Source organism: Galbibacter sp. PAP.153 (genome assembly GCF_037029175.1).
Classification (GTDB): domain Bacteria; phylum Bacteroidota; class Bacteroidia; order Flavobacteriales; family Flavobacteriaceae; genus Galbibacter; species Galbibacter pacificus.
Map to the genome: position 1 here is coordinate 113,056 of NZ_JAZEUN010000011.1, position 26,153 is coordinate 139,208.

25 protein-coding genes are annotated in these 26,153 nt (G+C 38.0%); 12 read left to right on the top strand and 13 right to left on the bottom strand.

Annotated elements, in window-relative coordinates; genetic code table 11:
- Positions 1–61 precede the first annotated feature (61 nt).
- The 3 genes from glgB to UXI14_RS08940 all read right to left on the bottom strand — a co-directional run bounded on the left by glgB (position 62) and on the right by UXI14_RS08940 (position 5,625).
- Entirely contained in the window at positions 62–1,972 is a 1,911-nt protein-coding gene (gene glgB / locus UXI14_RS08930) for a 1,4-alpha-glucan branching protein GlgB (protein WP_335965842.1), read from the bottom strand.
- Between the two features lie 70 nt (positions 1,973–2,042).
- Entirely contained in the window at positions 2,043–3,677 is a 1,635-nt protein-coding gene (locus tag UXI14_RS08935) for a trehalose synthase (RefSeq protein WP_335965843.1), read from the bottom strand.
- A 7-nt stretch (positions 3,678–3,684) separates the two neighbouring features.
- On the bottom strand, positions 3,685–5,625 hold the full coding sequence (locus tag UXI14_RS08940; RefSeq protein ID WP_335965844.1) for an alpha-1,4-glucan--maltose-1-phosphate maltosyltransferase: 1,941 nt from the start codon (positions 5,623–5,625) through the stop codon (positions 3,685–3,687).
- Positions 5,626–5,796: 171 nt separating this feature from the next.
- Here UXI14_RS08940 and UXI14_RS08945 point away from each other — a divergent pair, with 171 nt between their 5' ends.
- From UXI14_RS08945 to msrB, 3 genes are all read left to right on the top strand, one after another.
- Positions 5,797–6,666, top strand: a complete 870-nt coding sequence (locus UXI14_RS08945; protein WP_335965845.1) for an alpha/beta hydrolase — start codon at positions 5,797–5,799, stop codon at positions 6,664–6,666.
- A 117-nt stretch (positions 6,667–6,783) separates the two neighbouring features.
- Positions 6,784–7,284 (top strand): hypothetical protein, encoded by a 501-nt coding sequence (locus UXI14_RS08950; RefSeq protein ID WP_335965846.1) that lies wholly within the window; start codon positions 6,784–6,786, stop codon positions 7,282–7,284.
- 123 nt (positions 7,285–7,407) lie between these two features.
- Positions 7,408–7,896: a peptide-methionine (R)-S-oxide reductase MsrB gene (msrB, locus tag UXI14_RS08955; protein ID WP_335965847.1), complete on the top strand. Its 489-nt coding sequence runs from the start codon at positions 7,408–7,410 to the stop codon at positions 7,894–7,896.
- A gap of 353 nt (positions 7,897–8,249) precedes the next feature.
- On the opposite strand, the gene UXI14_RS08960 is transcribed toward msrB, so the two are convergent.
- The gene (locus UXI14_RS08960; RefSeq protein WP_335965848.1) at positions 8,250–9,767 is read right to left on the bottom strand and encodes a carboxypeptidase-like regulatory domain-containing protein; all 1,518 of its coding nucleotides are present in this window, start codon (positions 9,765–9,767) and stop codon (positions 8,250–8,252) included.
- A gap of 399 nt (positions 9,768–10,166) precedes the next feature.
- On the opposite strand from UXI14_RS08960, the gene lpdA reads away from it, so the two are divergent.
- Together lpdA and UXI14_RS08970 are read left to right on the top strand one after the other, a co-directional pair.
- Complete coding sequence (gene lpdA, locus UXI14_RS08965) at positions 10,167–11,558, top strand: dihydrolipoyl dehydrogenase (RefSeq protein ID WP_335965849.1); 1,392 nt, start codon at positions 10,167–10,169, stop codon at positions 11,556–11,558.
- A 246-nt stretch (positions 11,559–11,804) separates the two neighbouring features.
- On the top strand, positions 11,805–12,437 hold the full coding sequence (locus UXI14_RS08970) for a porin family protein (protein WP_335965850.1): 633 nt from the start codon (positions 11,805–11,807) through the stop codon (positions 12,435–12,437).
- A gap of 107 nt (positions 12,438–12,544) precedes the next feature.
- Here UXI14_RS08970 and UXI14_RS08975 read toward each other — a convergent pair whose 3' ends face one another.
- The 4 genes from UXI14_RS08975 to UXI14_RS08990 all read right to left on the bottom strand — a co-directional run bounded on the left by UXI14_RS08975 (position 12,545) and on the right by UXI14_RS08990 (position 15,188).
- Entirely contained in the window at positions 12,545–13,267 is a 723-nt protein-coding gene (locus UXI14_RS08975; RefSeq protein ID WP_335965851.1) for a diphthine--ammonia ligase, read from the bottom strand.
- Between the two features lie 62 nt (positions 13,268–13,329).
- Positions 13,330–13,749, bottom strand: a complete 420-nt coding sequence (gene aroQ, locus UXI14_RS08980) for a type II 3-dehydroquinate dehydratase (protein WP_277899557.1) — start codon at positions 13,747–13,749, stop codon at positions 13,330–13,332.
- Positions 13,750–13,930: 181 nt separating this feature from the next.
- A complete protein-coding gene (locus UXI14_RS08985; protein WP_277899558.1) occupies positions 13,931–14,545 on the bottom strand; it encodes a porin family protein in 615 nt (204 codons plus the stop codon).
- Between the two features lie 118 nt (positions 14,546–14,663).
- A complete protein-coding gene (locus UXI14_RS08990; RefSeq protein ID WP_277899559.1) occupies positions 14,664–15,188 on the bottom strand; it encodes a hypothetical protein in 525 nt (174 codons plus the stop codon).
- A 123-nt stretch (positions 15,189–15,311) separates the two neighbouring features.
- Between UXI14_RS08990 and xerD the strand changes: the two genes are divergently transcribed.
- Together xerD and UXI14_RS09000 are read left to right on the top strand one after the other, a co-directional pair.
- Positions 15,312–16,214 (top strand): site-specific tyrosine recombinase XerD, encoded by a 903-nt coding sequence (gene xerD / locus UXI14_RS08995; RefSeq protein ID WP_335965852.1) that lies wholly within the window; start codon positions 15,312–15,314, stop codon positions 16,212–16,214.
- A gap of 172 nt (positions 16,215–16,386) precedes the next feature.
- A complete protein-coding gene (locus tag UXI14_RS09000; RefSeq protein WP_335965853.1) occupies positions 16,387–17,334 on the top strand; it encodes an aldo/keto reductase in 948 nt (315 codons plus the stop codon).
- A 40-nt stretch (positions 17,335–17,374) separates the two neighbouring features.
- Here UXI14_RS09000 and UXI14_RS09005 read toward each other — a convergent pair whose 3' ends face one another.
- The 4 genes from UXI14_RS09005 to UXI14_RS09020 form a co-directional block, all read right to left on the bottom strand.
- On the bottom strand, positions 17,375–18,688 hold the full coding sequence (locus UXI14_RS09005; RefSeq protein ID WP_335965854.1) for an NAD(P)/FAD-dependent oxidoreductase: 1,314 nt from the start codon (positions 18,686–18,688) through the stop codon (positions 17,375–17,377).
- Positions 18,689–18,818: 130 nt separating this feature from the next.
- On the bottom strand, positions 18,819–19,400 hold the full coding sequence (locus tag UXI14_RS09010) for a TIGR00730 family Rossman fold protein (protein WP_335965855.1): 582 nt from the start codon (positions 19,398–19,400) through the stop codon (positions 18,819–18,821).
- A gap of 12 nt (positions 19,401–19,412) precedes the next feature.
- Positions 19,413–20,294, bottom strand: coding sequence for a peptide chain release factor N(5)-glutamine methyltransferase (gene prmC / locus UXI14_RS09015; protein ID WP_335965856.1), 882 nt, complete (start codon positions 20,292–20,294; stop codon positions 19,413–19,415).
- A 267-nt stretch (positions 20,295–20,561) separates the two neighbouring features.
- Positions 20,562–21,038, bottom strand: a complete 477-nt coding sequence (locus UXI14_RS09020; protein ID WP_335965857.1) for a GNAT family N-acetyltransferase — start codon at positions 21,036–21,038, stop codon at positions 20,562–20,564.
- Positions 21,039–21,279: 241 nt separating this feature from the next.
- Between UXI14_RS09020 and ribD the strand changes: the two genes are divergently transcribed.
- The 3 genes from ribD to UXI14_RS09035 all read left to right on the top strand — a co-directional run bounded on the left by ribD (position 21,280) and on the right by UXI14_RS09035 (position 23,622).
- Positions 21,280–22,326 carry a bifunctional diaminohydroxyphosphoribosylaminopyrimidine deaminase/5-amino-6-(5-phosphoribosylamino)uracil reductase RibD gene (ribD, locus tag UXI14_RS09025; RefSeq protein ID WP_335965858.1) on the top strand — a complete coding sequence of 349 codons (1,047 nt, stop codon included), beginning with the start codon at positions 21,280–21,282 and terminating at the stop codon, positions 22,324–22,326.
- Positions 22,323–22,940 (top strand): HAD-IA family hydrolase, encoded by a 618-nt coding sequence (locus UXI14_RS09030; protein ID WP_335965859.1) that lies wholly within the window; start codon positions 22,323–22,325, stop codon positions 22,938–22,940. The genes ribD and UXI14_RS09030 overlap by 4 nt, the downstream gene beginning before the upstream one ends.
- 73 nt (positions 22,941–23,013) lie before the next feature.
- On the top strand, positions 23,014–23,622 hold the full coding sequence (locus tag UXI14_RS09035; protein WP_335965860.1) for a YigZ family protein: 609 nt from the start codon (positions 23,014–23,016) through the stop codon (positions 23,620–23,622).
- Between the two features lie 6 nt (positions 23,623–23,628).
- Here UXI14_RS09035 and UXI14_RS09040 read toward each other — a convergent pair whose 3' ends face one another.
- A complete protein-coding gene (locus tag UXI14_RS09040; protein ID WP_335965861.1) occupies positions 23,629–24,024 on the bottom strand; it encodes a thioesterase family protein in 396 nt (131 codons plus the stop codon).
- Between the two features lie 201 nt (positions 24,025–24,225).
- Here UXI14_RS09040 and dnaA point away from each other — a divergent pair, with 201 nt between their 5' ends.
- Together dnaA and UXI14_RS09050 are read left to right on the top strand one after the other, a co-directional pair.
- Complete coding sequence (gene dnaA / locus UXI14_RS09045; RefSeq protein WP_335965862.1) at positions 24,226–25,653, top strand: chromosomal replication initiator protein DnaA; 1,428 nt, start codon at positions 24,226–24,228, stop codon at positions 25,651–25,653.
- Positions 25,653–26,114 carry a low molecular weight protein-tyrosine-phosphatase gene (locus UXI14_RS09050; RefSeq protein ID WP_335965863.1) on the top strand — a complete coding sequence of 154 codons (462 nt, stop codon included), beginning with the start codon at positions 25,653–25,655 and terminating at the stop codon, positions 26,112–26,114. The genes dnaA and UXI14_RS09050 overlap by 1 nt, the downstream gene beginning before the upstream one ends.
- Positions 26,115–26,153 lie beyond the last annotated feature (39 nt).

A 26,153-nucleotide genomic window follows, 5' to 3' on the forward strand; every position in this document is an offset into this window, starting at 1 on the left:
ATAATTTCTTTTTCAATAGTTTACAAAGAAACTAATTTGTGTTCAATAAATAAATCGATGTTTATAAAATGTTGAAAACGGTTACAGCTAATGGCGGTAGAATGATAGCTGCCGAAAACTCCCTTCCGTTGTACGGAACTGCTTCAATTTTAACTTCTTTAGCGTTGCTCACGCCACTTCCGTGGTATTTTTTAAAATCGCTATTGAAAATCTGCTTTAGTTTTCCATTCCTTGGAACTCCAATGCGATAGTTTTCCCGTACAACTGGTGTAAAGTTACAAACAATTATTAAATCATTTTCAGCATCATGCCCTTTTCTTATATATGAAAGTACAGAATTATCAGAATCTCCATAATTTATCCATTGAAAACCTTCGGCACTAAATTGTTTTTCATGCAGGGCCGGTTGTTTTTTGTACAATTTGTTTAAATCTGCCACTAGGTTTTGTAAGCCTTTATGTCCATCGTATTGCAATAAGTGCCAATCGAGGCTGTTTTGGAAGTTCCACTCAGAAGATTGTCCAAATTCCCCTCCCATAAACAATAAATTGGCCCCGGGGTGTGTAAACATGTAACCATAAAGCAACCGGAGGTTGGCAAAGCGCTGCCATTCGTCTCCCTGCATACGTCCATAGAGAGATTGTTTTCCGTGTACTACCTCATCATGGCTTAGCGGCAGCATGAAATTTTCGGTAAATGCGTAGGTCATACTAAACGTAATGTCGTTTTGGTGGTAACGTCTATGCACCGACTCCTTTTTAAAATATTCTAGGGTATCGTGCATCCAGCCCATCATCCACTTCATTCCAAAGCCAAGACCGCCCAGATAAACCGGTTTAGAAACCATTGGGTAAGAAGTGGATTCTTCAGCTATTGTTTGTATACCTTCAAAATTACCATAAACGGCTTCGTTCATTTCCTTTAAAAAAGAAATAGCTTCCAGATTTTCCCTTCCGCCGTATATATTAGGTTCCCATTCGCCGTCTTTTCTAGAGTAATCAAGGTAAAGCATCGAGGCCACGGCATCGACCCGCAGTCCGTCTATATGATATTTATCCAACCAAAAAATGGCATTGCTGATTAAAAAAGAGCGCACCTCGTTCCTTCCATAGTTAAAAATAAGGCTTTTCCAATCGGGGTGATACCCACGCCTCTTGTCGGGATGTTCATAAAGATGCGACCCGTCAAAAAAACCCAACCCATGCGCGTCATCGGGAAAATGCGATGGAACCCAATCCAAAATAACACCAATACCTTCCTGATGAAGCCTTTCTATTAAGAGCATTAAGTCTTCGGGTTTACCAAATCGTGAAGTTGGCGCAAAATACCCGGTTAGCTGGTACCCCCATGAAGGATCGTATGGATATTCCATGATTGGCATGAACTCTACATGTGTAAAGTGCATTTCTTTTAGGTAATTTACCAGTTCATTGGCCAGTTCCACGTAATTAAGGGCGCGCCCGGATTCTTCTATTTTTCTTCGCCATGATCCCAAATGGACTTCGTATACCGAAAATGGTTTGTCGAGCGCATTTGTATCTTTTCTAGCGGCCATCCATTTATTGTCTTTCCACTCATGCTTAGCTTCCCAAACAATAGAGGCTGTTTGTGGTGGTTGCTCGCAATAAAACGCAAAGGGATCGGCCTTCTCTGTTTTAATATCCTGGTTGTGCGAATGTATCTTGTATTTATATTTGGTACCTTGCTCTATGCCAGGTATAAAACCTTCCCAAATACCAGATTCGTCCCATCTTACCTGTAGCGGGTGGTCGCCTTCCAACCAATAGTTAAAATCGCCTATCACAGAAACCGATTTTGCCGTTGGCGCCCAAACGGCAAAATAACAGCCTTTTACACCATCCTTCTCCAAAAGGTGCGCGCCCAGTTTTTCATAAAGCCTGTAATGCTTCCCTGCTTTAAAAAGGTCAATATCGAAATCTGTAAATAAACTATGTAAAATAACGTTGTTCATGTGCGTTGGTGGTTAATTTATTTATTATTTGGAAAACCAATATTCATTTCTTCATAGGCACAGCACGGCATTATTCATCTTCTTTTAACAAGCTCATAATTCCGCCCAACGGGATTACCGCCCACCTTGGCCTAGAGTTCATTTCGTAACCAAGTTCGTATACCGCTTTTTCCAGCATGCAATACCTCAACAAATAAACACGTTCCTGTACATACCCAATATTGAGGTTATTTTCTTGAATAAGACTTACGTATGTTTCCAAAAATACGCCAATAAAATAACGATACAGTAATTCCCCGGCATGAAAAAGGTCTTCTTGCGGGTATGGGTATTTGTTGCCATTGTTAAAAATCGTGGCATATATTGCATAATGAAACGACCTGAACATTCCGCCTACATCCTTGAGCGGGGGTTGTTTTACCTTTCTGTCGCGAATGGTGCTTTCGGGCTCTCCTTCAAAATCGATTAAATAAAAATCGTCGTCTTTAACCAAAACCTGCCCCAAATGATAATCTCCGTGTACGCGTATGCGCTCTCCCTTCAATTTTGTCCAGTCGAACGACACAAATTGCTTTCTTATTTCATTTTTACGCTCCAAAAATTCGTTTGCCAGCTCTAAAGCCAATCCTTCCAGTTTATGCAGATTGTTCTCTACACTGTTAATCCTGTTTTGAAATTGGTACAACAGCCTGTTTTTAAGCCAAACCGTATAGTCGTCGTTAAAATGTGTTGGGGTAAAGGCGGTATCTTCAAATTCCGACCCAAGTGCAATGTGCATTTCTGCGGTTCGTTCTGCCAGTTTTTGAAGCTTTAAGAAAATATTAAGCCCTGCCCAATCTATAATTTCCGGTGGAACATCGCGAATTTTTAAGCGTTCGAACAATTTTACCTTCGGAAGCTGATATACGTTTATACTTTTGTATTCAAGGTTACTGTATATTTTATGAAGCTCGTCCAACATAAATTTCCATGCATCGCCCTGATTGGGCACCATTTCCTGCATGAGCGCAATGGTCACGTTTGTATTGCTTGCATCCATAATGCTTAAGCTTCCGCTATAGGCGGGAACATTTTTAAATGCTTTTTTTTCCGACAGAAAACGGCTCATTTCGTAATCGGGGTTCTTGCTTGCATAAATCCTCCTAAAAAACTTAATTATATATTTTTCGTTGATAATAATGGAAGTGTTGCTCTGTTCCAGCCCCATTGGCCGGGAGGACACATATTCCCGATCGGTTAAAAATTCGCTTTTATGGTAGCGTACACGTGTGGTATCGTTAGGAACTGAATTTAATATTCTTTGAAACACCAATTTATTGAACGATTCCAAGTTTACCGCATCAATAATATTGCCTTCAGTGCCATTTAATGTAATTGGCAGGATAGCGCCCATTTGGGCAAACCGCTCATCGGTTACAAATGCAATGGGCAAAAAATAGTGCTGGTAAAATGCCTCTTTAAAATTCACGTCCAACAAAAGTCCGTAATACACCTCTCCATCCTGCTGGATTTTAAAATATTCCTGTAGTTCTATATACTTTAACTTGCTCGATTTGCCGCCGTACCAACGCTGATTAACAATATATTTTTCCAGCACATCTGATAAGAATATTTTTAAAAACGGTTCGTTTTCCATTAATTCCTCCCATACCACATCAAATTGATACGGTGGCTGTAAAATTGGAGTCTCTTTTTTCTTTGCCATAACATATTTATTTATGAATTTTAAACAAATGAAAAGGCAAAGCAGGATGTAGCTCTATATAATTCCATTCTTTATCCCAGATATAACTGCTTCCGGTAATAAGGTCTTCCATTCTAAGTTGATGTCCTTCCTGTACGCCAAGTTGATGCAGGGGCATCTTTACCCAACCTTGTTTCATTTTGTTTGCATCCATGTTAACGACCATAAATGTTTCGTTACTTTTTTGGTCGTCGTATTTATAATACGCCATGAGCATATCGTTATCGGTATCGCAAAAATCAATATTGTTGGTCTGTTGCAAAGAAGTATTTTGCTTTCTAATCTGGTTTATCTTGGCAATAATACGGGTAAGCTTGTTTTCCAGGTTCCAGTCCCAATTTTGTATCTGGTATTTTTCAGAGCTATTGTATTCTTCCTTTCCCGGAACGGCATCGCAAACCATTTGCTCAAAAACAGGTCCGTATATGCCCGTGTTCGAGCTTAATGTAGCCGCCAAAAAGTATTTTTGCAAATACATGGCCTCATTGGCAGTTTGCAGTGCATATGGGTTAATGTCCGGCGTATTGGGCCAAAAGTTAGGTCTGTAATATTCTTTTTGCTCTGTTTTGGTAAGTTCGTTTACATAGCTTGTTAATTCTTCTTTTGTATTCCGCCAGGTAAAATAAGTATAGGATTGCGAAAAACCCTGTTTCCCCAACTCCTGCATTACTTTTGGCTTGGTAAATGCTTCGGACAGAAACAATACTTCCGGATGTTTTTTCTTTACTTCGGCTATCAACCAGCCCCAAAAATTAAACGGCTTTGTATGCGGGTTATCTACCCTAAAAATTCCAATTCCACACTCCTCCACCCAATACAGTGCAATGCTCAATAATTCTTCCCAAAGATTTTTCCAATCGTCTGTTTCAAAATAAATAGGCAATATGTCCTGATATTTTTTCGGTGGATTTTCGGCATATTGAACCGTGCCGTCCGGCCGCCATTTAAACCACTTTGGGTGTTCTTTTACATAAGGATGGTCGGGAGCGCATTGCAGGGCAAAATCCATGGCAATTTCAATTTTGAAGTCCTTTGCCTTTTTCACCAGTTGCTTAAAATCATCCAGATTGCCCAAATCGGGATGAATGGCCTTATGACCACCGTGTTTTGAGCCTATGCCCCATGGAGAACCAACATCGTTTTTTTGGGCATTGGTGGCATTGTTTTTTCCTTTTCGGTTGATTTCCCCAATAGGATGCACTGGTGGAAAATAGAGCACGTCAAAACCCATTTCTGCAACCTTGGGCAATAACCGTTCGCAATCCTTAAAAGTTCCGTGTTTATTTTTTTCTTCTGAAGTTGATCTTGGAAAAAATTCGTACCACGTTGAAAAACGGGCCTTTAAGCGTTCAACATTCACCCCAAATGAAGCCGAGCTGGTAATGGTGGTCTTCACGGGATAATCAAGCAACAACTTGTGAAATTTTTCTGAGCTTACTTCTGCTATTGCCTGTTGGTATTTTGAGCTGTCTCCAAAAATGGCAATACAATTATTAATATAAACATGTTCCCTATTGGGCGATATTTTTTTTATGGCTACCAAATATTCTGCTCCTTCCAGTAGTTCGGATTGTACCTGTTGACCGTCGTTTATTTTTAAAACAATCCCGTGATGCCAGTTTAAGGCGTGGTCTACCCAACCTTCTACAACATAGGCATACAAACCCTCCCTTTCAACTATAAAATTGGCCTTCCATGCATCGTTTACGGTAGGGGTCATACGTATTTCCCGCCATTTTTTATCTTTTTGAGCCTTGTATTTTACAGAAGCCGATACAATATCATGCCCGTCCGAAAAAATATCGGCAGTTACCATGACCTTTTCACCTGGCACCCTTTTTATATAAAACGCACCTTTATTAACTTGCGGTTGTACATTTTCAACAATTACACGTTCTTTATTTTGCATATAAACATGGAAGGTTAGTATATTATCTCTATTTTTGAGCTTTCTATAGTTTACAGAAAGAGCCTTTGTATTTTTTAAAATGACCGATTTTTAAATAAATACACGTGCTCGTATTAAATGTATAAAAAAAGTATTAAAATTTTACGCATTTCATAATCAAATTCATACTAAATGGCATTAAAAGAGAAAGAAAACTATCAACAAAGCGTAAAAATCCCCAAACCAATTACCTATTCTGCCAAAGCCTTACAGGCCATTTCAACAAAACTTGCCAGTAAATTTGTAAAAAAACTATTTGCAACCCCCATAAAACACCCCATTCCAAAAAGAGAGCTTTCCATGGATGCTGCCGCGCTAAAAGAAAAAATGTATGTGCCGTCAATAAAAAAGGAAATTGTAGTTTATAGCTATGGAGAAAATACAAAAAAGGTTCTTTTGGTGCATGGTTGGAGCGGTCGTGGCACCCAATTGGCAAAAATAGCCGATGCGCTGTTGAGTGAAGGTTTTTGTACCGTTAGTTTCGATGCCCCGTCGCATGGGCGATCGCCGGGAAAAACGTCCAATATGCTGGAATTTATTGATGCCGTAATGGAAATCAACAAACATTATGGCCCTTTTGAAACGGCCATTGGTCATTCCCTCGGGAGCATGGCCCTGCTAAATGCCGCAAAAAAAGGACTCCCCTTAAAAAATATGGTCTTGATCGGGAGCGGCGATTTAATAAACGATATTATTTACGATTTTACCCGCAAGCTTGGGCTCAAGGATAAGGTAGGCAAAACACTTAAGCAGGAATTTGACAAGCTTGCCAAGGAAGACGTAAATAATTTTTCGGCCAGCATTGCAGCAAAAGACGTAGCAATTCCTGTATTATTGTTTCATGATAAAGATGACCCGGACTCCCCTATAGCCTCATCCAAAAACATACATAAAAACCTGAAAAACTCCCAACTTATTGTTACCAAAGGTCTTGGACACCGAAAAATACTAGGAAACGATCAAGTAATTAATAAACTTGTTGAGTTTATTAAGATAGATTGATAGAAAAGTTTTAATTTTATTTTCTCAAATCTCCTGACCAGAAATGAAAAAGATATATTCAAACTTGGCATGGCATTTGTTAAAAACATAGATATAAACTCAAAAAACAAAAAGATTATGAAAAAAATATTCGCATTATTATTTGTATCAGTATTTGCATTTACAGCCTGTGAAGGACCAGAAGGGCCGGAAGGTCCTCCGGGGGAGGATGGTGTTAATATAGTTGGAGAAACTTTTGAATTTGAAAATGTAGATTTTTCGCCTCAAAATGATTTTTACGAAGCTAGTTTTGACCCGCCATTGGTAGAAGGAGATGTTATGCTTGCATACAGGTTAGAAACAGTTGAAAACGGACAAGACGTATGGGAGCCATTGCCGACTGCCACTATATATTTTGATAATGGCGGATATTTACAATACCGTTTTAATTTTACCAGAAATGATGTTGTAATTATATTGGAAAGTGATGATATTTCTTTATTAGCACCTGAATATACACAAAATCAGGTTTTTAGAGTTGTTATAGTCCCTTCTGATTTAATTAATTCGGTTGACACATCTAACATAGATGCAGTAATGAAAGCCGCAAATATTAAATCGGTTCAAAAACTGAACTAAAATTATATTTAATACCTCAAAAAAGTCCGAAGCAAAAAAACTTCGGGCTTTTTTTATGCCCTAAAAATGCAAGGAACATAAAACGGTACCGACAAAATTTTCGTAAATAGTTAAAAAAGAAAGATGAAACATTTTATGCTATCGCTTGTATGTATGGCGCTGTTTAGTTGCAATACCAAAGCACAAAACAAAAAAGAAACAACTTCGCAAGAAACTCAATTCCCCATTACCAAAACCGACGCCGAATGGAAGGCTCAACTTACTCCAGATGAATATGCCGTGCTTCGCCATGAAGCTACCGAACGGCCTTTCTCAAGCAATTTGCTGGAAAACAAACAAAAAGGCACCTATGTTTGCGCTGCTTGCGGGAACCCGCTGTTTAGAAGCGAATACAAATTTAACTCGGGTACTGGCTGGCCAAGTTTTGACCGTGCCATTAAAGGGAACGTTGCTTATGGCGTGGACAATAAAATTGGAGTTCCAAGAGACGAGGAACACTGCGCGCGCTGTGGAAGCCATTTAGGACACGTTTTTGACGATGGACCAAGTAATACCACCGGAAAAAGGCATTGCATAAATGGCGTGGCGCTAAATTTTGTTCCCGATAAGTAAGGGGTTTCTAGTTCAAAGTTTAGAGTTAAGGGTTGAGAGGTTATAGGTTGTTACGCTGTTATGTTGTTATCTAGCTATGATGCCATGATGTTACGTTGTTATGATATTTAGCGTTGAGAGTTGAGAGTTTCAGGTTTCAAATATCGGGAGCATAACTCCTTTCCCCTCTTCCCTAATAACAATTAACCATTAGCAAATAACTAATCCCTTTTCGCTTATCACTACACTATTATTCAAGTTTTTTTTGTTGTTATGCTGTCATCATGTTACGCTGCTATGTTGTTGAGAGTCCGGAGTTGAGAGGTTCAAAGTTGCAAAGGTTATCTAACAACTATCAACGAGCAAAGATCCAGTTACTTTGAGTCGCTTTCCATGCTTTTAAATTGTTTTATGGCATCGTTGGGGGCTATAATGTTGTATCCTTCCCAAAAACTCGGGTCGTAATTTGGCAAATACGTTGGAATTATATCTGGTTTGGGCTCAAAATCATCAAAAGTGGCCTGTTGAAGGTCGTCTGTTTCAAAAACCACTAATTCCCTTTTAACAGTATTTGTTAGTGTAAAGTCTAAATGTGTACTCACTTCGTTTTGTTTCCTCCTTCCTTTTACATGTTTGTTCTTTTCAATGATTTTTATAGGCCTGTCAAAGCCAATTTTATGCGCTTCGGTTTCTTCCTGATATTTTAAACTGTATTTATCGCGGTTATTTTTAGCATATAAAAAAGTGCCCTTTTGTTGGTAATGCATGTACGAAACCCCAAAAAGGTTAAACTTTTTCAATGGTTTTACATTTTCATAGTCAATACGTATCACCGCAAAATCATCGGCGTTTACATATAGCATCCCTTTATAATCGGCTCCTCCACGGGGCTCAAAGCTAAGTTTGTACACCAGGTCGTCGTTAAGGTAAGTAAGGGCTTTTAGTTCAAAATTATATTTTCTTGATTTATGAATTACATTAAAATCGGTGTCTTCATATATAAAATTATCTTTCAAAAAGCCCGAAATGCTCCCCGTCCGGTATTTTAAAAAGTTTTCTTTCTTTTCTTTTTCCTTCTTCCGTTGTGCTTCCACCAAGGTATCGGCATCATCTTCAAAAAAAGAAGAATCTATTTCGGTCTTGCCACCTATTATCCCCGATTTTATTTTAAAGTAAGAGTCGCGCTTTACGTGTTTCCGCATAATCCCCTGTAATTTTTCTTCAACGGCATCAAAAGTCAGTTCATTATCTTTATCATACAGTTCGCAAGCCTTTATAATATCCAGTTTTACCTGTTGTTCCTCTGCTTTCATTTTTCCATAAAGGTTTCCTAAAATTTCCACATGGTAGGCAAAATCATTGGGATAATTATTGGTGAGGCTATCAACAAAGGCCTGATTGATTTCCGGAATGCTGCTTTCCTTTATTTTTACGTTTTTTTCAATAATATGGTTATAGTCCGATGCACGATAAAATACCTTTTGCTTCACATAATCGGTATCGTAATTTTTTTCAAGGCTGTCCTCTACCCTTTCCATAATCTCATCGACCGATAATTCCCTGTTCAGCAAAACAATTTCATCAAGTTCAATGTCTTCATTGTTTAAATAAATAATGGGGGTTTTTACCTGTGTTGCAGCAATGCGTTTCTCTTGATACCCTAAACAACTTATAAACAGCGAATCTTTTTCTGTTGCTGGCTGGTCCATGTTTAAAATAAACATTCCGTCTTCGGCACTTACAACCCCAATTTTATCATTCAGTGTAATGGTTGCGAACGGAACGGGTTTTTGAGTGGCTGAATCGATAATTTTTGCTGAAATGGACTGCTGAGAAAAGCCTTTAAAGCCAAGGAAAGCACTTATAACGAAAAAGTAGTAATGGTATTTCATGTACAATATTTTTGATGAAAATAGTTGAAGTATGTAGAATAATGAAACTAATTAAGCTTTTATTAAACAACATTAGCAATTATTTAACAGGAAGCTGGGCTTAGGTTTTTGTTGTTGAGGGTTCAGAGGTTCAAAGGTTCAAAGTCGCAAAGGGCAGAGGTGACTGGCTCCAGGTTTCAGATTTCAAATATCGCCAAGAAAGTGTTCAATTAACTAATCCCTAATCACTTTTCACTTTCCCCTAATAACAATTAACCATTAACTATCAACTATTCCCTAAATAAGCAGAAGCATTAAACAGACAATGACTACGCCAAATCTTCAAAAAAATTTACCCTTTAGAAACTTATTGCTTAACTTCGTATCCGCAAAAATTAAGATCATTAAAAAATCTACAATATGAGTAAATACGACGTAATCGTTCTTGGAAGTGGCCCCGGCGGATATGTTACAGCCATTCGTGCTTCGCAGCTTGGTTTTAAAACGGCTGTAGTTGAAAAAGAAAACCTAGGTGGGGTATGTTTAAACTGGGGGTGTATCCCTACCAAAGCCCTGTTAAAATCGGCTCAGGTTTTTGAATATTTAAAACATGCCGGCGATTACGGTATCAAGGTGAAAGATGCAGACAAAGATTTTGAAGCCGTGGTAAAACGTAGCCGTGGCGTAGCCGATGGAATGAGCAAAGGCGTACAGTTTTTAATGAAAAAAAACAAAATTGACGTTCTTGAAGGTTTTGGGAAACTAAAGCCCGGTAAAAAAATAGACGTAAAGGATAAAGACGGAAAAACCACCGAATACAGTGCCGACCATATTATTATAGCAACAGGGGCGCGTTCGCGCGAATTGCCAAGTTTGCCACAGGATGGCAAAAAAGTAATTGGCTACCGCGAAGCCATGTCGCTCAAGGAACAACCTAAAAAGATGATTGTTGTTGGAAGTGGCGCCATTGGTATTGAATTTGCCTATTTCTACAATTCCATGGGAACCGAAGTTACCGTGGTAGAATTCCTACCGAACATTGTTCCCGTTGAAGACGAAGATGTATCCAAGCAATTGGAGCGCAGCTTTAAAAAGGCCGGGGTAAAAATTATGACCTCTGCCGAAGTGACCAAGGTAGATACTTCCGGAAAAGGTGTTAAAGCAACCATAAAGACCAAAAAAGGAGAAGAGGTTCTAGAGGCCGATATTGTACTTTCGGCAGTTGGCATTAAAACAAATATTGAAAATATTGGACTGGAAGATGTTGGCATTGCAACCGACCGTGACAAAATATTGGTAAACGATTATTACCAAACCAATATCCCGGGCTATTACGCCATTGGAGACGTTACGCCGGGACAGGCATTGGCACATGTTGCTTCTGCCGAAGGCATCCTTTGTGTTGAAAAAATTGCCGGTATGCACGTGGAAGCATTAGACTATGGGAACATCCCCGGATGTACATATTGTATGCCCGAAGTTGCTTCTGTTGGACTAACCGAAAAACAGGCCAAAGAAAAAGGATACGATATAAAAATTGGTAAATTTCCTTTTTCGGCAAGTGGAAAGGCCAAGGCCAGTGGAAATGCCGATGGCTTTGTAAAAGTTATTTTTGATGCCAAATACGGCGAATGGCTTGGCTGCCATATGATTGGTGCCGGAGTTACCGACATGATAGCCGAAGCCGTTGTAGCCAGAAAACTGGAAACTACCGGACATGAAGTATTAAAGGCCGTGCACCCGCACCCAACCATGAGCGAAGCTGTAATGGAGGCCGTTGCCGATGCTTATGATGAAGTAATTCATCTATAAAAATAAACAACCCACTTTTTGAAAACTGCTTAAGACAAAATACCTTAAGCAGTTTTTTTTATTTCTATAAACATCATTTACAGACCTAATAAAAACAAGTATTTTCATATATAAATGTTAAATTTATTTTCTAAACCTTTGAAATATAAAATCATACATTTTAATTAAAATTAAATAGTATAAAAACTTTCTATTTATAAATATTTTCTACATATGTTTGCACCGTATTTATAAATTTTAAGAATCATGAAAAAACTTTTTTTACTTGCTGTGCTTTGCTTAGGTACAGCAATTACTATGAATGCTCAAGAATTTTATTTTGGTCTTAAGGGAGGGACAAGCTTGTCTACCATTTCTGGTGAGAATAAGCTTATGTCGAACAACTACCGAACCGGACTTTATGGAGGAGTGTTTGCAGAAGTTGTAATGTCTGAAAAAATTTCTATACAACCGGAAGTCCTCTATTCAATGTTGGGCAGTCATGAAACATATAAGCAATTTTTAGCAAATGGTGTTCTTTCTAATGAAATAACCATCAAATTAAGGTACATTGATGTTCCCGTAATGGTAAAGTACCGTGTTTACAAAGGCCTAAGCGTTCAAGCAGGGCCACAGGTTAGCTTTTTGCTGGATTCCCAAGGAGAATACGAAACCGGTTTTGCAGGGCTGGCAACGGGCACAAGCCGCACAAACCTAAACGAATACTTTACTGACGCTAGTTTTGGTGTAAACTTTGGACTAGGATATGAGTTTGACAGTGGATTATTTGTAGACGGAAGATATAGCTTGGGTGTTTCTAACATTGCCCAAAAAGAAAGTGAAACAGGAGAGCTTAACAATCATTTCTTCGAGTTTGGGGTTGGGTATAAATTCCTATAAAATACCCCTGACTTAAAATCAACCTTCCCGAAAAGGAGTTTGGTTACTTATTTTTTTACTATTTTCGTTTAAATTGCATAAGTCCCTAAAACGTACGTTTTAGGGACTTATTTTTTATAAAGGTCGCAATACCAAAAAGCCGTATCCCAATTTACAGCATCCTTAAAGCACTCATCTTTATTGCCATTTATCTTAAACTCCTTTAATACCTTCTCTCCTTTTTCAAAATCTACGGGCTGCTTAAAAATAGGACCGTCAAAAACAAAAGTATGGAACTCGCCATTTTCCCCACACGGATCAACATTTTCTGGTAAATCTTTTAAAAAATCTTCATCTATAATTCTTCCAACAAAAGACTTATTGAGCAATTTGGCATTTACACTTACGGTAATTGCTTTATAACCATGTGCTATAAATTGGTTTATCAGTTTTTTGGTATCCTGTTTCCACAACGGAAACTCGGCGTCAATTCCAACTTCTTTTAATTTAGTTTCCCTAAACGCTTTAAGGTCTTCCAGAAAAATATCGCCAAATACGGTATGTGTATATCCTTGGGCCTTTATACTTTTCATAAAATCTTTCATTATGGCATTGTAACCTTCCATGGAAACCTCTCCGGGCAATTCAATTGTTTGTAGTGGCAACCCTATTTGTTTGGCCTGCTCTACCAAGAGCTCATTCCTTAAACCATGCATGGACACACGGTTTAGCTCGGTATTGACCGTTGTAACAAGGGCATCTATTGAAAAACGGGGATCGCTGTTCATTTTATAAAGCGCCAAGGCACTGTCTTTCCCGGTGCTCCAATTAAAATAGGTTTTATGTGCCATTATTTGGTATTGTATCTTTTGGAGTTTAATTGGGAATTTATTTCCCGGATTTCTTTAATCGATTATTTATTTAAAAAACTTTGAATGGCCAGTTCGTAACTCTGCATCCCGAAACCTAAAACTACCCCCTTTGCATTTGGGGAAATATACGATTGATGCCTAAAAGACTCCCGCCCAAAAGTATTGGAAATATGGACTTCTATCACAGGTGTCGCAATTCCCTTTATGGCATCGCCAATAGCTACCGAAGTATGGGTATAGGCTCCGGCATTAAGTATAATGCCATCATAATCAAACCCGACTTCATGTAATTTATTAATGATTTCGCCTTCTACGTTCGACTGGTAATAATCCAACTCCAACGAATTATACTTTGTTTGAAGCTTCTTGTAAAAATCTTCAAAAGTATCGGAACCATAAATTTCGGGTTCGCGTTTTCCCAAAAGGTTGAGATTGGGGCCGTTTATGATGATCAATTTCATGTATGTTTTTTTACTTGCATTTAATCTTCAAATGAAACATTCATGTTTTACAACGTTAATGTTGAACTGAAAATATGCATGGATATTTCTTTGAATTGCTTAGTTTTTAGTAAAAGTAAAAAATTAAACATAAAAAAACGGAAGCAATTGCTTCCGTTCCTATGAATTTGTGGTTTGGCTTCTATAAAAAGAAATACCCAACAGCAAATTGAAAAACACCGTTTTTCACATCGCCATCTTCGTAATCTGCTATATTCGAAAGCCCTAAATTATACCTTCCATCTATAAACAAACCGTTTTCAAATTGATAGCCAAGTCCGAAGTTTAAACCAAAATCAATTGATTTAAAATTATCTTTAATGTCCTCTTCCGCAGAGAAATCTCCAACTTCAGCCTTTGATTTAGCCGATACCAAAAAACCAATTTGCGGGCCCGCTTGTATGCTAAAACCTGGAGCAACATAATATTTTGCCATTAATGGAAGATTTATATAGTCTAACTTAGCTGTTAAATCAATATTCCCCGAAAGAGATTCGTCATAATCTGAAGCATCTTCTTCTCCTTTTGCTCCTTGTGCAGAATATAATAATTCTGGTTGGAAAGAGAATTTTTCAGAAATAGGGAATTCGGCCACTGCTCCTAAGTTAAAAGAGGTTCTTGAATCTAATTCTTCTAGGTCGTCACCTTGTAAACTGGCAATGTTTAACCCTACTTTTGCTCCAATTTTAAATTCTTGTGCGGTTGTAGTAAACGCAAATGCTGTAATAGCAATAAGTACTAGTAAAGTTTTTTTCATTTTAAATTTGATTTTTAATGATTTAAAGTGCTAATATATATTTTTTATTCTATAAGTGAAATTTTTTTCGCACAAAAAAAGAGGCAAAAGCCTCTTTTAAATTGTAATGTTTTGATTCTTAAAAGAATAAAGAAAATCCTACATTTAGTGATAATCCACTTGCTCCGTCAGCATCATCGTTAATATCTATATCGTAACGGATACCAGGCTCCAATGCAATATTATTGGCCACAAACCAAGCGTATCCACCTTGTAGGCCTAAAAATAGCGGACTGTAATCATCTCCAGTGCTTCCGTTAAAGTCAATCTGTACCGGGAACTGAGAAACTACATAATATTTGGCGCCAACCTTATAGGAAAAATTCCCGTCAGAATTATCGCTGTCGCCATAGCCCAACCCGGCTTTAAGTGCAAGGTCGTCCATAATAAAATAACCGCCTTCAAAACCTATGTTCCATGCAGTATAATCGTCTGAAGTATTTAAACTAAAACTTGTGTTGGCGGCATGTGCCCTCCCAAAATTGGTATTGGCCTCTACCAACCAACTTCCTTCAGACAAGGCACTGTTGGATGTACTACTTTGAGCATTAGCTGTTAAGAATGCTCCCACTACAAAAGTTGCTGTTAATAACGCTTTTTTCATGTTTATAATTTTTGGTTTATTAGATCAAAACTAAAGACATTCGCTACAATTTCCAATGATATTTGTCATTTTATAACTTTAAAATTATCTCCATTTACTAAATTATATTAGTAGTTTTAAGGCATGAAATGGATGGATGCCATAACCGATTATGAAAGCTATTTAAAGATAGAACGTGGCCTGTCTTTAAATTCCATCGAGAATTATTGCCTGGACATTCAAAAATTGTTGAAGTACTTGGAAGTGCATCAAATAACCGACTCGCCCCTTCAAATTTCACCTGAAACGTTGCAAGGCTTTATTTACGAAACCGCAAAAAATATCAGTCCGCGATCGCAAGCAAGGTTAATTTCCGGTTTAAAGAGCTTTTTTAACTATTTAATTTTTGAAGATTACAGGGCCGATAACCCGCTCGAACTCATCGAATCTCCTAAAATTGGCAGAAAGCTTCCCGATACGCTTTCAGAAACAGAAATAGACCAAATTATAAAAACAATAGACCTTAGCACGCCCGAAGGAGAACGAAACCGGACCATGCTGGAAACCCTGTACAGTTGTGGGCTTCGGGTTTCGGAGTTGGTTAACCTAAAAATTTCCGATTTGTTTTTTGAGGAAGGTTTTATAAAAGTAAGCGGAAAAGGAGACAAACAACGCTTTGTGCCCATTGCGGCAAATACCATAAAATACATAACCATTTATGTAAAAGAAATACGCCCCCTTATTCCTGTTCAAAAAGGGTTTGAAGATTTTGTTTTTTTAAACCGAAGGGGAAAGGGCCTAACACGGGCCATGGTTTTTACCGTAATAAAAAGAACAACCGAAAAATCGGGCATCAAGAAAAATATAAGTCCGCATACGTTTAGGCATTCTTTTGCAACCCACTTGTTACAAAACGGGGCGGATTTAAGGGCTATCCAGCAAATGCTGGGCCACGAAAGCATAACCACCACCGAGGTCTACATGCATCTAAACCGGAAAGACCTAGCCAAAGTAATTGATCAGCACCATCCGAGAAAGGATTTTTAACTTTTCCTTATCTACTTTTTTGCGATTTTATATTGAACTTTACTTGATAATCGAGCATTTGGTTGCTCTTGGTTTTACCTCGGAGTCAAAATATTTTTCCAGATAAATGTTTGGTGAGCTTGTCCCCGAGGGAGTTTATTTTTATTACCGAATTAAATAAAATTGCACTTATATGAAATTCTATACATTAAAGAACGAACAAAAACTTCCAGCAATTGGGCTGGGGACATGGAAATCGGCTCCGGGTGAAGTTGGAAAGGCAGTAATAGAAGCATTGAAAGCCGGGTATAGGCATATAGACTGTGCGGCAACATATGGAAATGAAGCCGAAGTTGGTGAAGCCCTAAAAACTGCTTTTGCACAGGGAATTGTAGAAAGACAGGATATTTGGGTAACATCCAAACTATGGAACAACGCACATGAAAGCGACAAAGTAATTCCCGCGCTGGAAAAAACGCTAACCGATTTACAGTTGAATTATTTGGACCTCTATCTTATCCATTGGCCGGTTGCCTTTAAGGCCGATGTGAATTTTGCTACCAAGGCCAATGAATTTCTAACCCCCAATGAAGCCCCCATTATAGATACATGGAAAAAAATGGAAGAAGCTTATGAAGGCGGATTGGTAAAAAGCATAGGAGTATCCAACTTTAGCATTCAAAAATTAAAGGACCTCATGGTAGATGCCACCCATCAACCCGAAGTAAACCAAGTGGAACTGCACCCATTATTGCAACAAAACGAACTTTTGGAGTTTTGCAATAACAATTCCATCATTATTACCGGATATTCTCCTTTAGGCTCGGGAGACCGCGCCACAAGCATGAAAAAAGATAACGAGCCTAGTTTGCTTAACAACAAGATTATTAAAGATATAGCCAACGACCATAACTGCACTTCGGCACAGGTATTAATTGCATGGCATTTAAGCAGGGGTACCGCCGTAATACCAAAATCTACCAATCCGCAGCGGATAAAACAGAATTACGAAAGCTATGAAATAGAACTTACCGATAGCGATCTGGAAAAAATTGCTGCTATGGACAAAAATTACCGATATGTAGACGGTACTTTTTTTGAAGTAGCCGGAGGCCCCTATAAAAATATTTACGATGAATAGCCACAACTAAAAAATACGACCATAAAAAACAAAAAAAGGCCTAGGCCTTTTTTTGTTTCATGGTATTCACCTTCATTTTTGGTTTTTTATAAGGACGGATAATTAAACGGGCTTCGCGGTCAAAACGTACATAATTATAGACCCAATTGATAAATACCACCGCCCTGTTCCTAAATCCGATTAAAAAGAACAGGTGCACAAACATCCAAACAAACCAAGCAAAGAAGCCCTGAAATTTATATCGGGGCAAGTCTACAACGGCCTTGTTCCTGCCTATTGTTGCCATGGTTCCTTTATCATGGTATGCAAAAGGCTTCATAGAACCTTTTTTTTCGATTAACCGCAACAAGTTATCTCCCAAATGAGCGCCTTGCTGAAGTGCAACCTGCGCTACCATTGGATGACCGTTTGGCATATCTGGCGTAACCATGCAGGCCACATCGCCAATAGCAAAAATATTGTCAAAACCCGTTACTTGGTTGTATTGATTTACTTTTATACGGTTGCCGGGTACCAAAAGTTCCTTGGCATCCAGTCCATTTACGGTCTCTCCATGAACCCCTGCCGCCCAAATTAAAGTAGCGGTCCTAAAAGTAAGGTCGGTTGTCGTGGTAACCATATCGCCATCGTACCCAATTACCCTGGTATTTTTCCATACGTTTACACCCAATTTCTCCAAAAAGTCTTCTGCCTTTATAGATGCTTTATCGCTCATCCCCTTAAGAATGGTATCGCCAGATTGTACAATGTTAATTTGTGCCCTGCGCGTATCTAGGTCGGGGTAATCTTTTGGCAAAATCCCTTTTTTTATTTCGGCCAGCGCACCCGCCAATTCTACCCCAGTTGGCCCGGCACCAACAATTACAAAGTTCATTAGGGCATCTTGTTCGTCTAAGCTATCGGTGAGCAATGCTTCTTCAAAGTTTTCTAAAATCAAACTCCTTAAGTTGAGCGCTTCCGGTACGGTTTTCATAATCATGCTATTGGCTTCAATTTCCTTGTTTCCAAAAAAATTGGTACGAGAGCCCGTAGCCAGCACCAAATAATCGTATTTTAATTCACCTATATCCGTACTTACCTTTTTCTTGGCAGTGTCTATGGCTTCAACCAGCGCCAATCGGAAATAAAAATTGGGGTATTTAGACAATATTTTTCTTATGGGGTAAGCAATAGAATCGGGTTCCAGACCGCCGGTGGATACTTGGTACAATAAAGGCTGAAAAGTATGGTAATTATGTTTGTCCAGCAATACAACCTGCATTTCCTGTTTGGCTAATTTCTTTGCCAAGGCAATGCCTCCAAAACCTCCTCCTATAATTACAACTCTGGGGTAACTTGTTTGTGGTATATTCATATATACTGTTTATTACTCAAAAATAAAGTTAATAAGTGAGAATACTTCATATCTCCTTATTTTTATGATAATCAAACAGATATTAACTAAATTTTATAAGTAGAAATTAAGCAAGCCGAATAGAACTATTTTATGTCTGTTCTTTTTTAATCCATTTAGGCACGATTACGGGTTGGTAGTTTTTCATTTTAGTCAGTAATCCATCTATTGTTTCGTCTATAAGAAGAAGATCGTAGTTTTCCTGTTTTAAAAAGCCTTTGGCCACCATTCCGTTAAACAAAGCTATCATATCGTTGTAAAACCCGTTAATGTTTAAAATACCAATGGGCTTTTGGTGCAGGCCCAGTTGCCCCCAAGTAACAATCTCAAAAAGTTCTTCCATAGTGCCAAAACCGCCCGGCAGCGCTATTACCGCATCCGAAAGCTCGTTCATAAGCAATTTGCGCTCGTGCATGTTTTGGGTGGTACGGATTTCGCTTATTCCTGTGTGCACAATTTCCCTGGTTTTTAAAAATTCGGGAATAACACCAATTACTTTTCCATTGTTCTCCAGGGCCCCTTGGGCTACTTTTCCCATAAGGCCAAGTTTGCTACCGCCGTACACGGTTACAAGTTTATTTTTAGCCAATGTGCTTCCAAGTTCTTTGGCCATTTCTCCGTATATGGCATCGTTTCCTTCACTGCTTCCGCAAAATATTACTACACTTTTCATTATTGTTATTATTTATTTTACAGCCTTTAGCATCCTATCGTTACCAAAAAGATCCTTTTTAAGTTCAACATCATAAAAGCCGTTCATTTCCATAAGTTGTACCATTTCCGTCCCTAAATACTGGTTGATTTCAAAGTACAATTTCCCACCTTTTTTTAAGTTTTGTGTAGCCAATTGTGTTATTTTTTTATAAAATATAAGTGGATTTTCGTTGTCAACAAACAAGGCCGATTCCGGTTCGTGCCTTAAAACATTGTTCTTTATTTCTTTTTTTTCAAGGAGACGGACATATGGTGGGTTGGAGACAATAACATCAAACTTAATTTCCTCTTTAAACAACTCCGAGAGGCTTTCTGTATGCAATATGTCTTTTTCCCTAAACTTAATTTCTACCTCATTGTTTAAAGCATTTTTCTGGGCGGTTTTAATAGCTTCCCCCGAAATATCTACCGAAAATACTTTAGCCTTTGGAAGGTGTTTTGCCAAAGTTATGGGGATGCAGCCCGAACCAGTACCAATATCAAGTATATGCCTGCTTTTTTCCTTTGATGTTTCTTTGATAATCCAATCGACCAATTCTTCGGTTTCGGGCCTTGGGATTAAAGTATGTTTATTTACTTCGAACTCCAATCCGTAAAAATAGGCTTTCCCTAAAATATATTGTATGGGCTTTTCTTCCTTTAGCTCTTTTAAGGCCAATAAAAATTGATTTTTCACTCTACCTTCCAAATAATCATCACTGTTTTGAGTAATTTGATATGGTTTATATCCCAAAAACGATTCGCACAACCAATTAAAAAAGGTTTGGATCTCTTCTACCGGATAGATTTCCTTCAGCTCATTTTTAAACTGCTCTTTTATAGCTTTTAGCTGTGTATTTTTGGTTTCTTGCATTTTTCCTTGTTTCAGTTTTTTTTTTGTTGTTACGATGTTATGTTGCTATGATGCTATGTTGTTGGTTGTTGGTTGTTGGTTGTTGGTTGTTGAGGGTTGAGGGTTGAGAGTCCAGAGTTGAGAGATGCAAAGGTGCAAAGTTTCAGGTTTCAAATATCCCTAACATACAACAATTAACAGTTAACAATTAACTACCCCCCTAATCACTTTTCACTCTTCACTCTGAACTCTTAACTATAAACTTCAAATATCAATCAATAATTCGTGCTACAAATCTTTCAGCATCCAAACCGGACATGAATAATGACCTGTATTCCCCATAGGTGCATCGATGTAATAAAATCCGGCTTTTTTATATAATTTTTGTGCATCTGTCATATACGGCATCGTTTCGATATAGCATTTTGAAAAACCAAATTCACGGGCGGCACTTAAGCACGTTTCCATCATTTTCATCCCGTACCCTTTCCCCCTTACGGTGCTTAAAAAATACATTTTTTGCAATTCGCAAACGGTTACCCCCTCGTTGGGCAAATGTGCTATCCCGGCCCCACCAACAATTTCGCTTTGATCCTCGATTACAAAATAAGCAGCCCTCTCTTTGTTGTATGTGGCAAATAGATCGTCCAAGGCCTTATCTTCATATGCGGTTCCAATTTTAGGCGCTCCCATTTCTACAATAACTTTTCTTACTATTGCAGCCATGCGCAAATTATCGGTTGGTTGAATTTTTCTTATGTTCATAAGATTTTTACAATGATTTAATAACCTGAGTTCGGTTATTCTGACTTTGTCAAAACGCTTTTAGATAGTGAGATGCAAAGCTTTTTTTTAATAAAGCATCTGCTTCCTACGTTAGTTTTTCACGAGATAGCGAGCTATCCCTTAGAAAACCTGCTTTGTAACCAAATACTTTTATTAATTTTGACTTTGTAATAATAATCGAACTCAGGTTAATAGTATTTTTGCTTCTATAAATATCGGGATGAAGATACATGAATTCTACATAAAAAGAGCCATTCAACTGGCCAAAAATGGACTTGGCAACACGTATCCAAATCCTATTGTTGGCTGTGTTATCGTTGCTGATGATAGAATTATAGGTGAAGGTTTTACCAGCCCAGCGGGGCAAAATCATGCCGAGGTAAATGCCGTGCAATCGGTTAAGGACCAAACGCTATTAAAAAAAGCCACCTTGTATGTTACTTTAGAGCCGTGCTCTCACTACGGAAAAACGCCTCCTTGTGCCGATTTAATTATAAAGCACAGAATTCCAAATGTTGTTATAGGTACTTTGGACACCCATGAAAAAGTATGCGGGCGGGGCGTAAAAAAATTAATGGAAGCCGGTTGCAAGGTAACCGTTGGCGTTTTGGAAGAAGCCTGCAAGGAAGTCAATAGGCGTTTTTTTACCTTTCAGGAACAAAAACGGCCGTATGTTATTTTAAAATGGGCGCAAAGCGAAAATGGATATGTGAGTCCGCTTCAAGATACACAAAAAAGGGCTCCCATATGGATTACCAATGAAATTTCCCGGCAGCTTGTGCATAAATGGAGAACAGAAGAAAACGCTATTTTAGTGGGCACGAACACTGTTTTAAAAGACAATCCAAGATTAAATTCCAGGGACTGGAAAGGGAATTCGCCCATTAGAATTGTAATTGATAGGAGTTTGAAAATCCCGAAAGCTTCTTTTGTTTTAGATGAAAGCATCCCGACGATTTGCATTACCGACAAAAAAAACAAAAAAAAGCCACAAGGCAACTTACTTTTTGAAGCTATTGATTTTAACCTCCCCATTGCAGGACAAATAGCGGGAATATTGTACAACAGCAACATGCAAAGCGTTATTGTTGAAGGCGGAAGCAAAACCCTGCAAACTTTTATAAATGAAGGTATTTGGGACGAAGCAAGGGTTTTTGAAGGAAAAACAATGATTGAAGAAGGCACGAAAGCTCCTTTACTGAACAAATACAATACTGTGGAAAAGCATCAGTTTATGGAAGATGTTTTAAAAATTTATCAGAAATGATCCAGAATATAATATTCGACTTTGGAGATATCTTTATCGATTTGGAGAAAGCGGCTTCCTTGAACTTAATTCTTGAAAAATATCCTGATTTTAAACTTTCAGAAGAAATCATTCAACTAAATAATCAATACGAAATGGGGCTTTTATCTACAGATGCATTTATAGCAGCCTACCAAAAATTTCTTCCGAAGGAAAACAAAACGGGATTAAAAAATATATGGAATTCCATAATCCTACATATCCCGGAACATAGAATGGAGTTTATCGAGACCTTGGCCAACGAGAACAAATTTCGCCTGTTCCTGCTTAGCAACACCAATGACCTGCACATAGAACAAGTAATAAAAAATATAACCCCTGCCAATTACGAGCGCTTAAAAAACTGTTTTGAAAAATTTTATTTATCGCACGAAATAAACTTAAGGAAACCAAATAAAGATATCTTTGAATTTGTTTTAGAGCAAAACAAATTAATTGCCCAAGAAACCCTTTTTATAGACGATACCGCAGAAAATATAGAAACTGCCAAAAAAATTGGACTGCATACATGGCACTTAATTCCAGGGAAAGAAGATATTGCATCCTTATTTAAAAAAGACTTCCCTTTTTCTTAAAAATAGTGTTGGTAACTTACCTTGGCAATTATTAACAATTACTAAGTTTGTAAAAACAAAAAGGAGCATTATTTTGAAAGATACTTATAAAACTATTGCCAAAAAAGCGCCCGAAGTTTTGTTCAAGGACAAGGGAAGCAAATTTTTTGGTTATGCTTTTCCTGTTTCTACCGAAGACGATATAAAATTATATCTGGAAGAAATTAAAACAAGCCACAACAGTGCCCGCCATCATTGCTATGCATGGCAACTTGGTACCGGTGACGGGCAAGTACAATACCGTGCCAACGACGATGGAGAACCATCTAACACAGCCGGGATGCCAATTTATGGGCAAATACAATCGTTTAACGTTACCAATGTTCTTATTGTTGTGGTACGCTATTTTGGCGGGGTGAAACTAGGTGTTGGCGGACTTATAAACGCATATAAAACAACCGCCCAAATGTGTTTGGAAGCATCTTCTATTATAGAAAAAACGATTGATAACCGGTATTTAATAGCATTTCAATATAAAGACATGAATAATGTTATGAGGGTCATAAAGGAAAAAAACTTACAAATAGAAAGTCAAAAAATGGATTTATCATGCAAAATAACCGTTAGCATTAGAAAAAGTGAGGCCAAGCAAGCAATGAAGGCATTCGAGCCTTTTTATGAAGTAAATATAACAGAAGTATAAAATTTTTCACAATTTGTTAAGAATATAATCAGGACATCTCATTGGTCGAAAGGTTTTAGCATTTATGAATGCCAAAACGGTGTTCCCTTCGGCTATTATTTCGTTACTTTCATCGAAAATTGTATAGTCAAATTCAATCTTAACAGAAGGTGTGTTTTTAAGCCTTGCCTCCACCGTTAAAACATCGTCGTACCGTGCAGATTTCCTATAATTAAGCTGCAAGGAAACAACCGGCAGCATAACCCCGTTTTCTTCCATCCACCTATACGAAACGCCCAGTTCCCTTAACCACTCTACACGTGCCATTTCCAGATATTGCGCGTAATTCCCGTGATAGACCACCCCCATCTTGTCAGTCTCACTATATCTAACTCTTATGTTAATTTTATTTGTTTTTTCCATATAAAAATGTATTTTACGTATGTTAAGAAAGTATGAACAGAAAGTTAACAAGCATGCGAAAAAAAAAGCATAAATTCAACCCCCTTTCATTTTTTTTTTCAGTTTTTTGTTCACATATTTGTTAAACCTTTTACGATAGTTGATTTCTAAAATTCTATTCGCTATCAAACCTGACTAACTATTAAAAAATAATATCAAAGAATGAACGTAACTGCGGAATCCGTATGGGAAAATTGTCTACATTTTATAAAAGACAACATACAACCCCAAGCATATAAAACTTGGTTTGAACCCATAAAGTCTGTAAAGTTAACCGATAATGCTTTGAGTATCCAGGTTCCCAGTAAATTTTTTTATGAATGGTTGGAAGAACACTACGTTAAGCTTTTAAAAGTTGCCTTAACGAGAGAGTTGGGCGAAAACGCCAAATTGGTATATGTAATAAGAATGGAGAATACATATGGCAACAAACAGCCGTTTACAGAAAGTATTCCCAGTTCCAACCGGGCAAATATGCAACCTCAGGAACTCGATGTTCCCGTAAAGCACAAAAACCCCGAATTGAAAAACCCGTTTGTAATTCCGGGAATACGGAACATTAAAATAGAATCTCAACTCAATCCTAATTATAGTTTTGATAATTTCCTGGAAGGCGATTCCAACAGGTTGGCGCGTTCGGCAGGGCTGGCCGTTGCCAATAAACCCGGCGGCACCTCTTTTAACCCATTGTTGGTATTTGGTGGTGTTGGTTTGGGGAAAACGCACCTTGCACATGCCATCGGGGTTGAAATAAAAGATAAATACCCAGAAAAGACCGTGCTTTATATATCTGCCGAAAAATTTACACAGCAATATATAGAATCCGTAAAAAAGAATACCCGAAACGATTTTATACATTTCTATCAATTAATAGATGTGCTTATTATAGATGATGTCCAGTTTTTTTCAGGAAAATCCGGGACCCAAGATGTGTTTTTCCACATCTTTAATCACTTGCACCAAAATGGAAAACAGGTTATCTTAACTTCGGATAAAGCTCCGGTAGATATGCAGGACATTGAACAGCGTTTGCTCTCCCGTTTTAAATGGGGGCTCTCGGCCGAATTGCAAAGTCCGGATTTTGAAACACGCATTTCCATCTTAAAAAACCGATTATACCGTGATGGCGTTGAGATGCCGGAAGAAATTGTAGAGTGCGTTGCCAGAAACATAAAGTCAAACGTTAGGGAACTGGAAGGTGCTATTATTTCTTTAATTGCTCAGTCTTCTTTCAACAAAAAGGAGGTAACCATAGAACTGGCAAACCAAATTGTTGAAAAATTTGTCAAGAATACAAAACGGGAAGTTTCCATTGATTACATCCAAAAGGTAATTTCTGATTATTTTCAAATGGATGTGGAAACACTTCAGTCAAAAACAAGAAAACGCCATATTGTTCAAGCCAGGCAATTGGCCATGTTTTTTGCTAAAAAATACACCAAGGCATCCTTGGCCAGTATCGGTTCGCAAATAGGGAAAAGAGACCATGCCACCGTGTTGCATGCATGTAAAACTGTTGATAACTTAGCAGAAACCGATAAACAATTCAGGAAATATATTGAAGACCTCAGTAAAAAATTTGCCCAGTAATGCAGGTTAGAGTTCTTATGGTATGTTTGGGAAATATTTGTAGGTCGCCACTTGCGGAAGGTATTTTAAAATCTAAAATAAATACAGAAAAAGTTTTTGTTGATTCTGCCGGAACGTCCAATTACCATCTTGGCGCTAGTCCAGATCCTAGGTCAATACAAACCGCTGCCAAATATGGAATTGATATTACAAACCAAAAGGGAAGACAGTTTAGCAGTAAAGATTTTGACGATTTTGACCTGATTTTTGCAATGGACAAGAACAACTACAAAAACATTCTACAACAAGCTAGGAACGAAGCCGATAAAAACAAGGTGCACCTTATTTTAAACAAACTCACTCCCGGTGAAAACATGGATGTCCCCGACCCATATTACGGTGGGGTTTCGGGTTTTGACAATGTTTACAAAATGCTCGACGAAGCCACTGATATTATTATAAAAGAGATTTCAGTTTTATAGTTTCTTTGTATCTTCGGTTGTTATAAATCATTTTCCCAA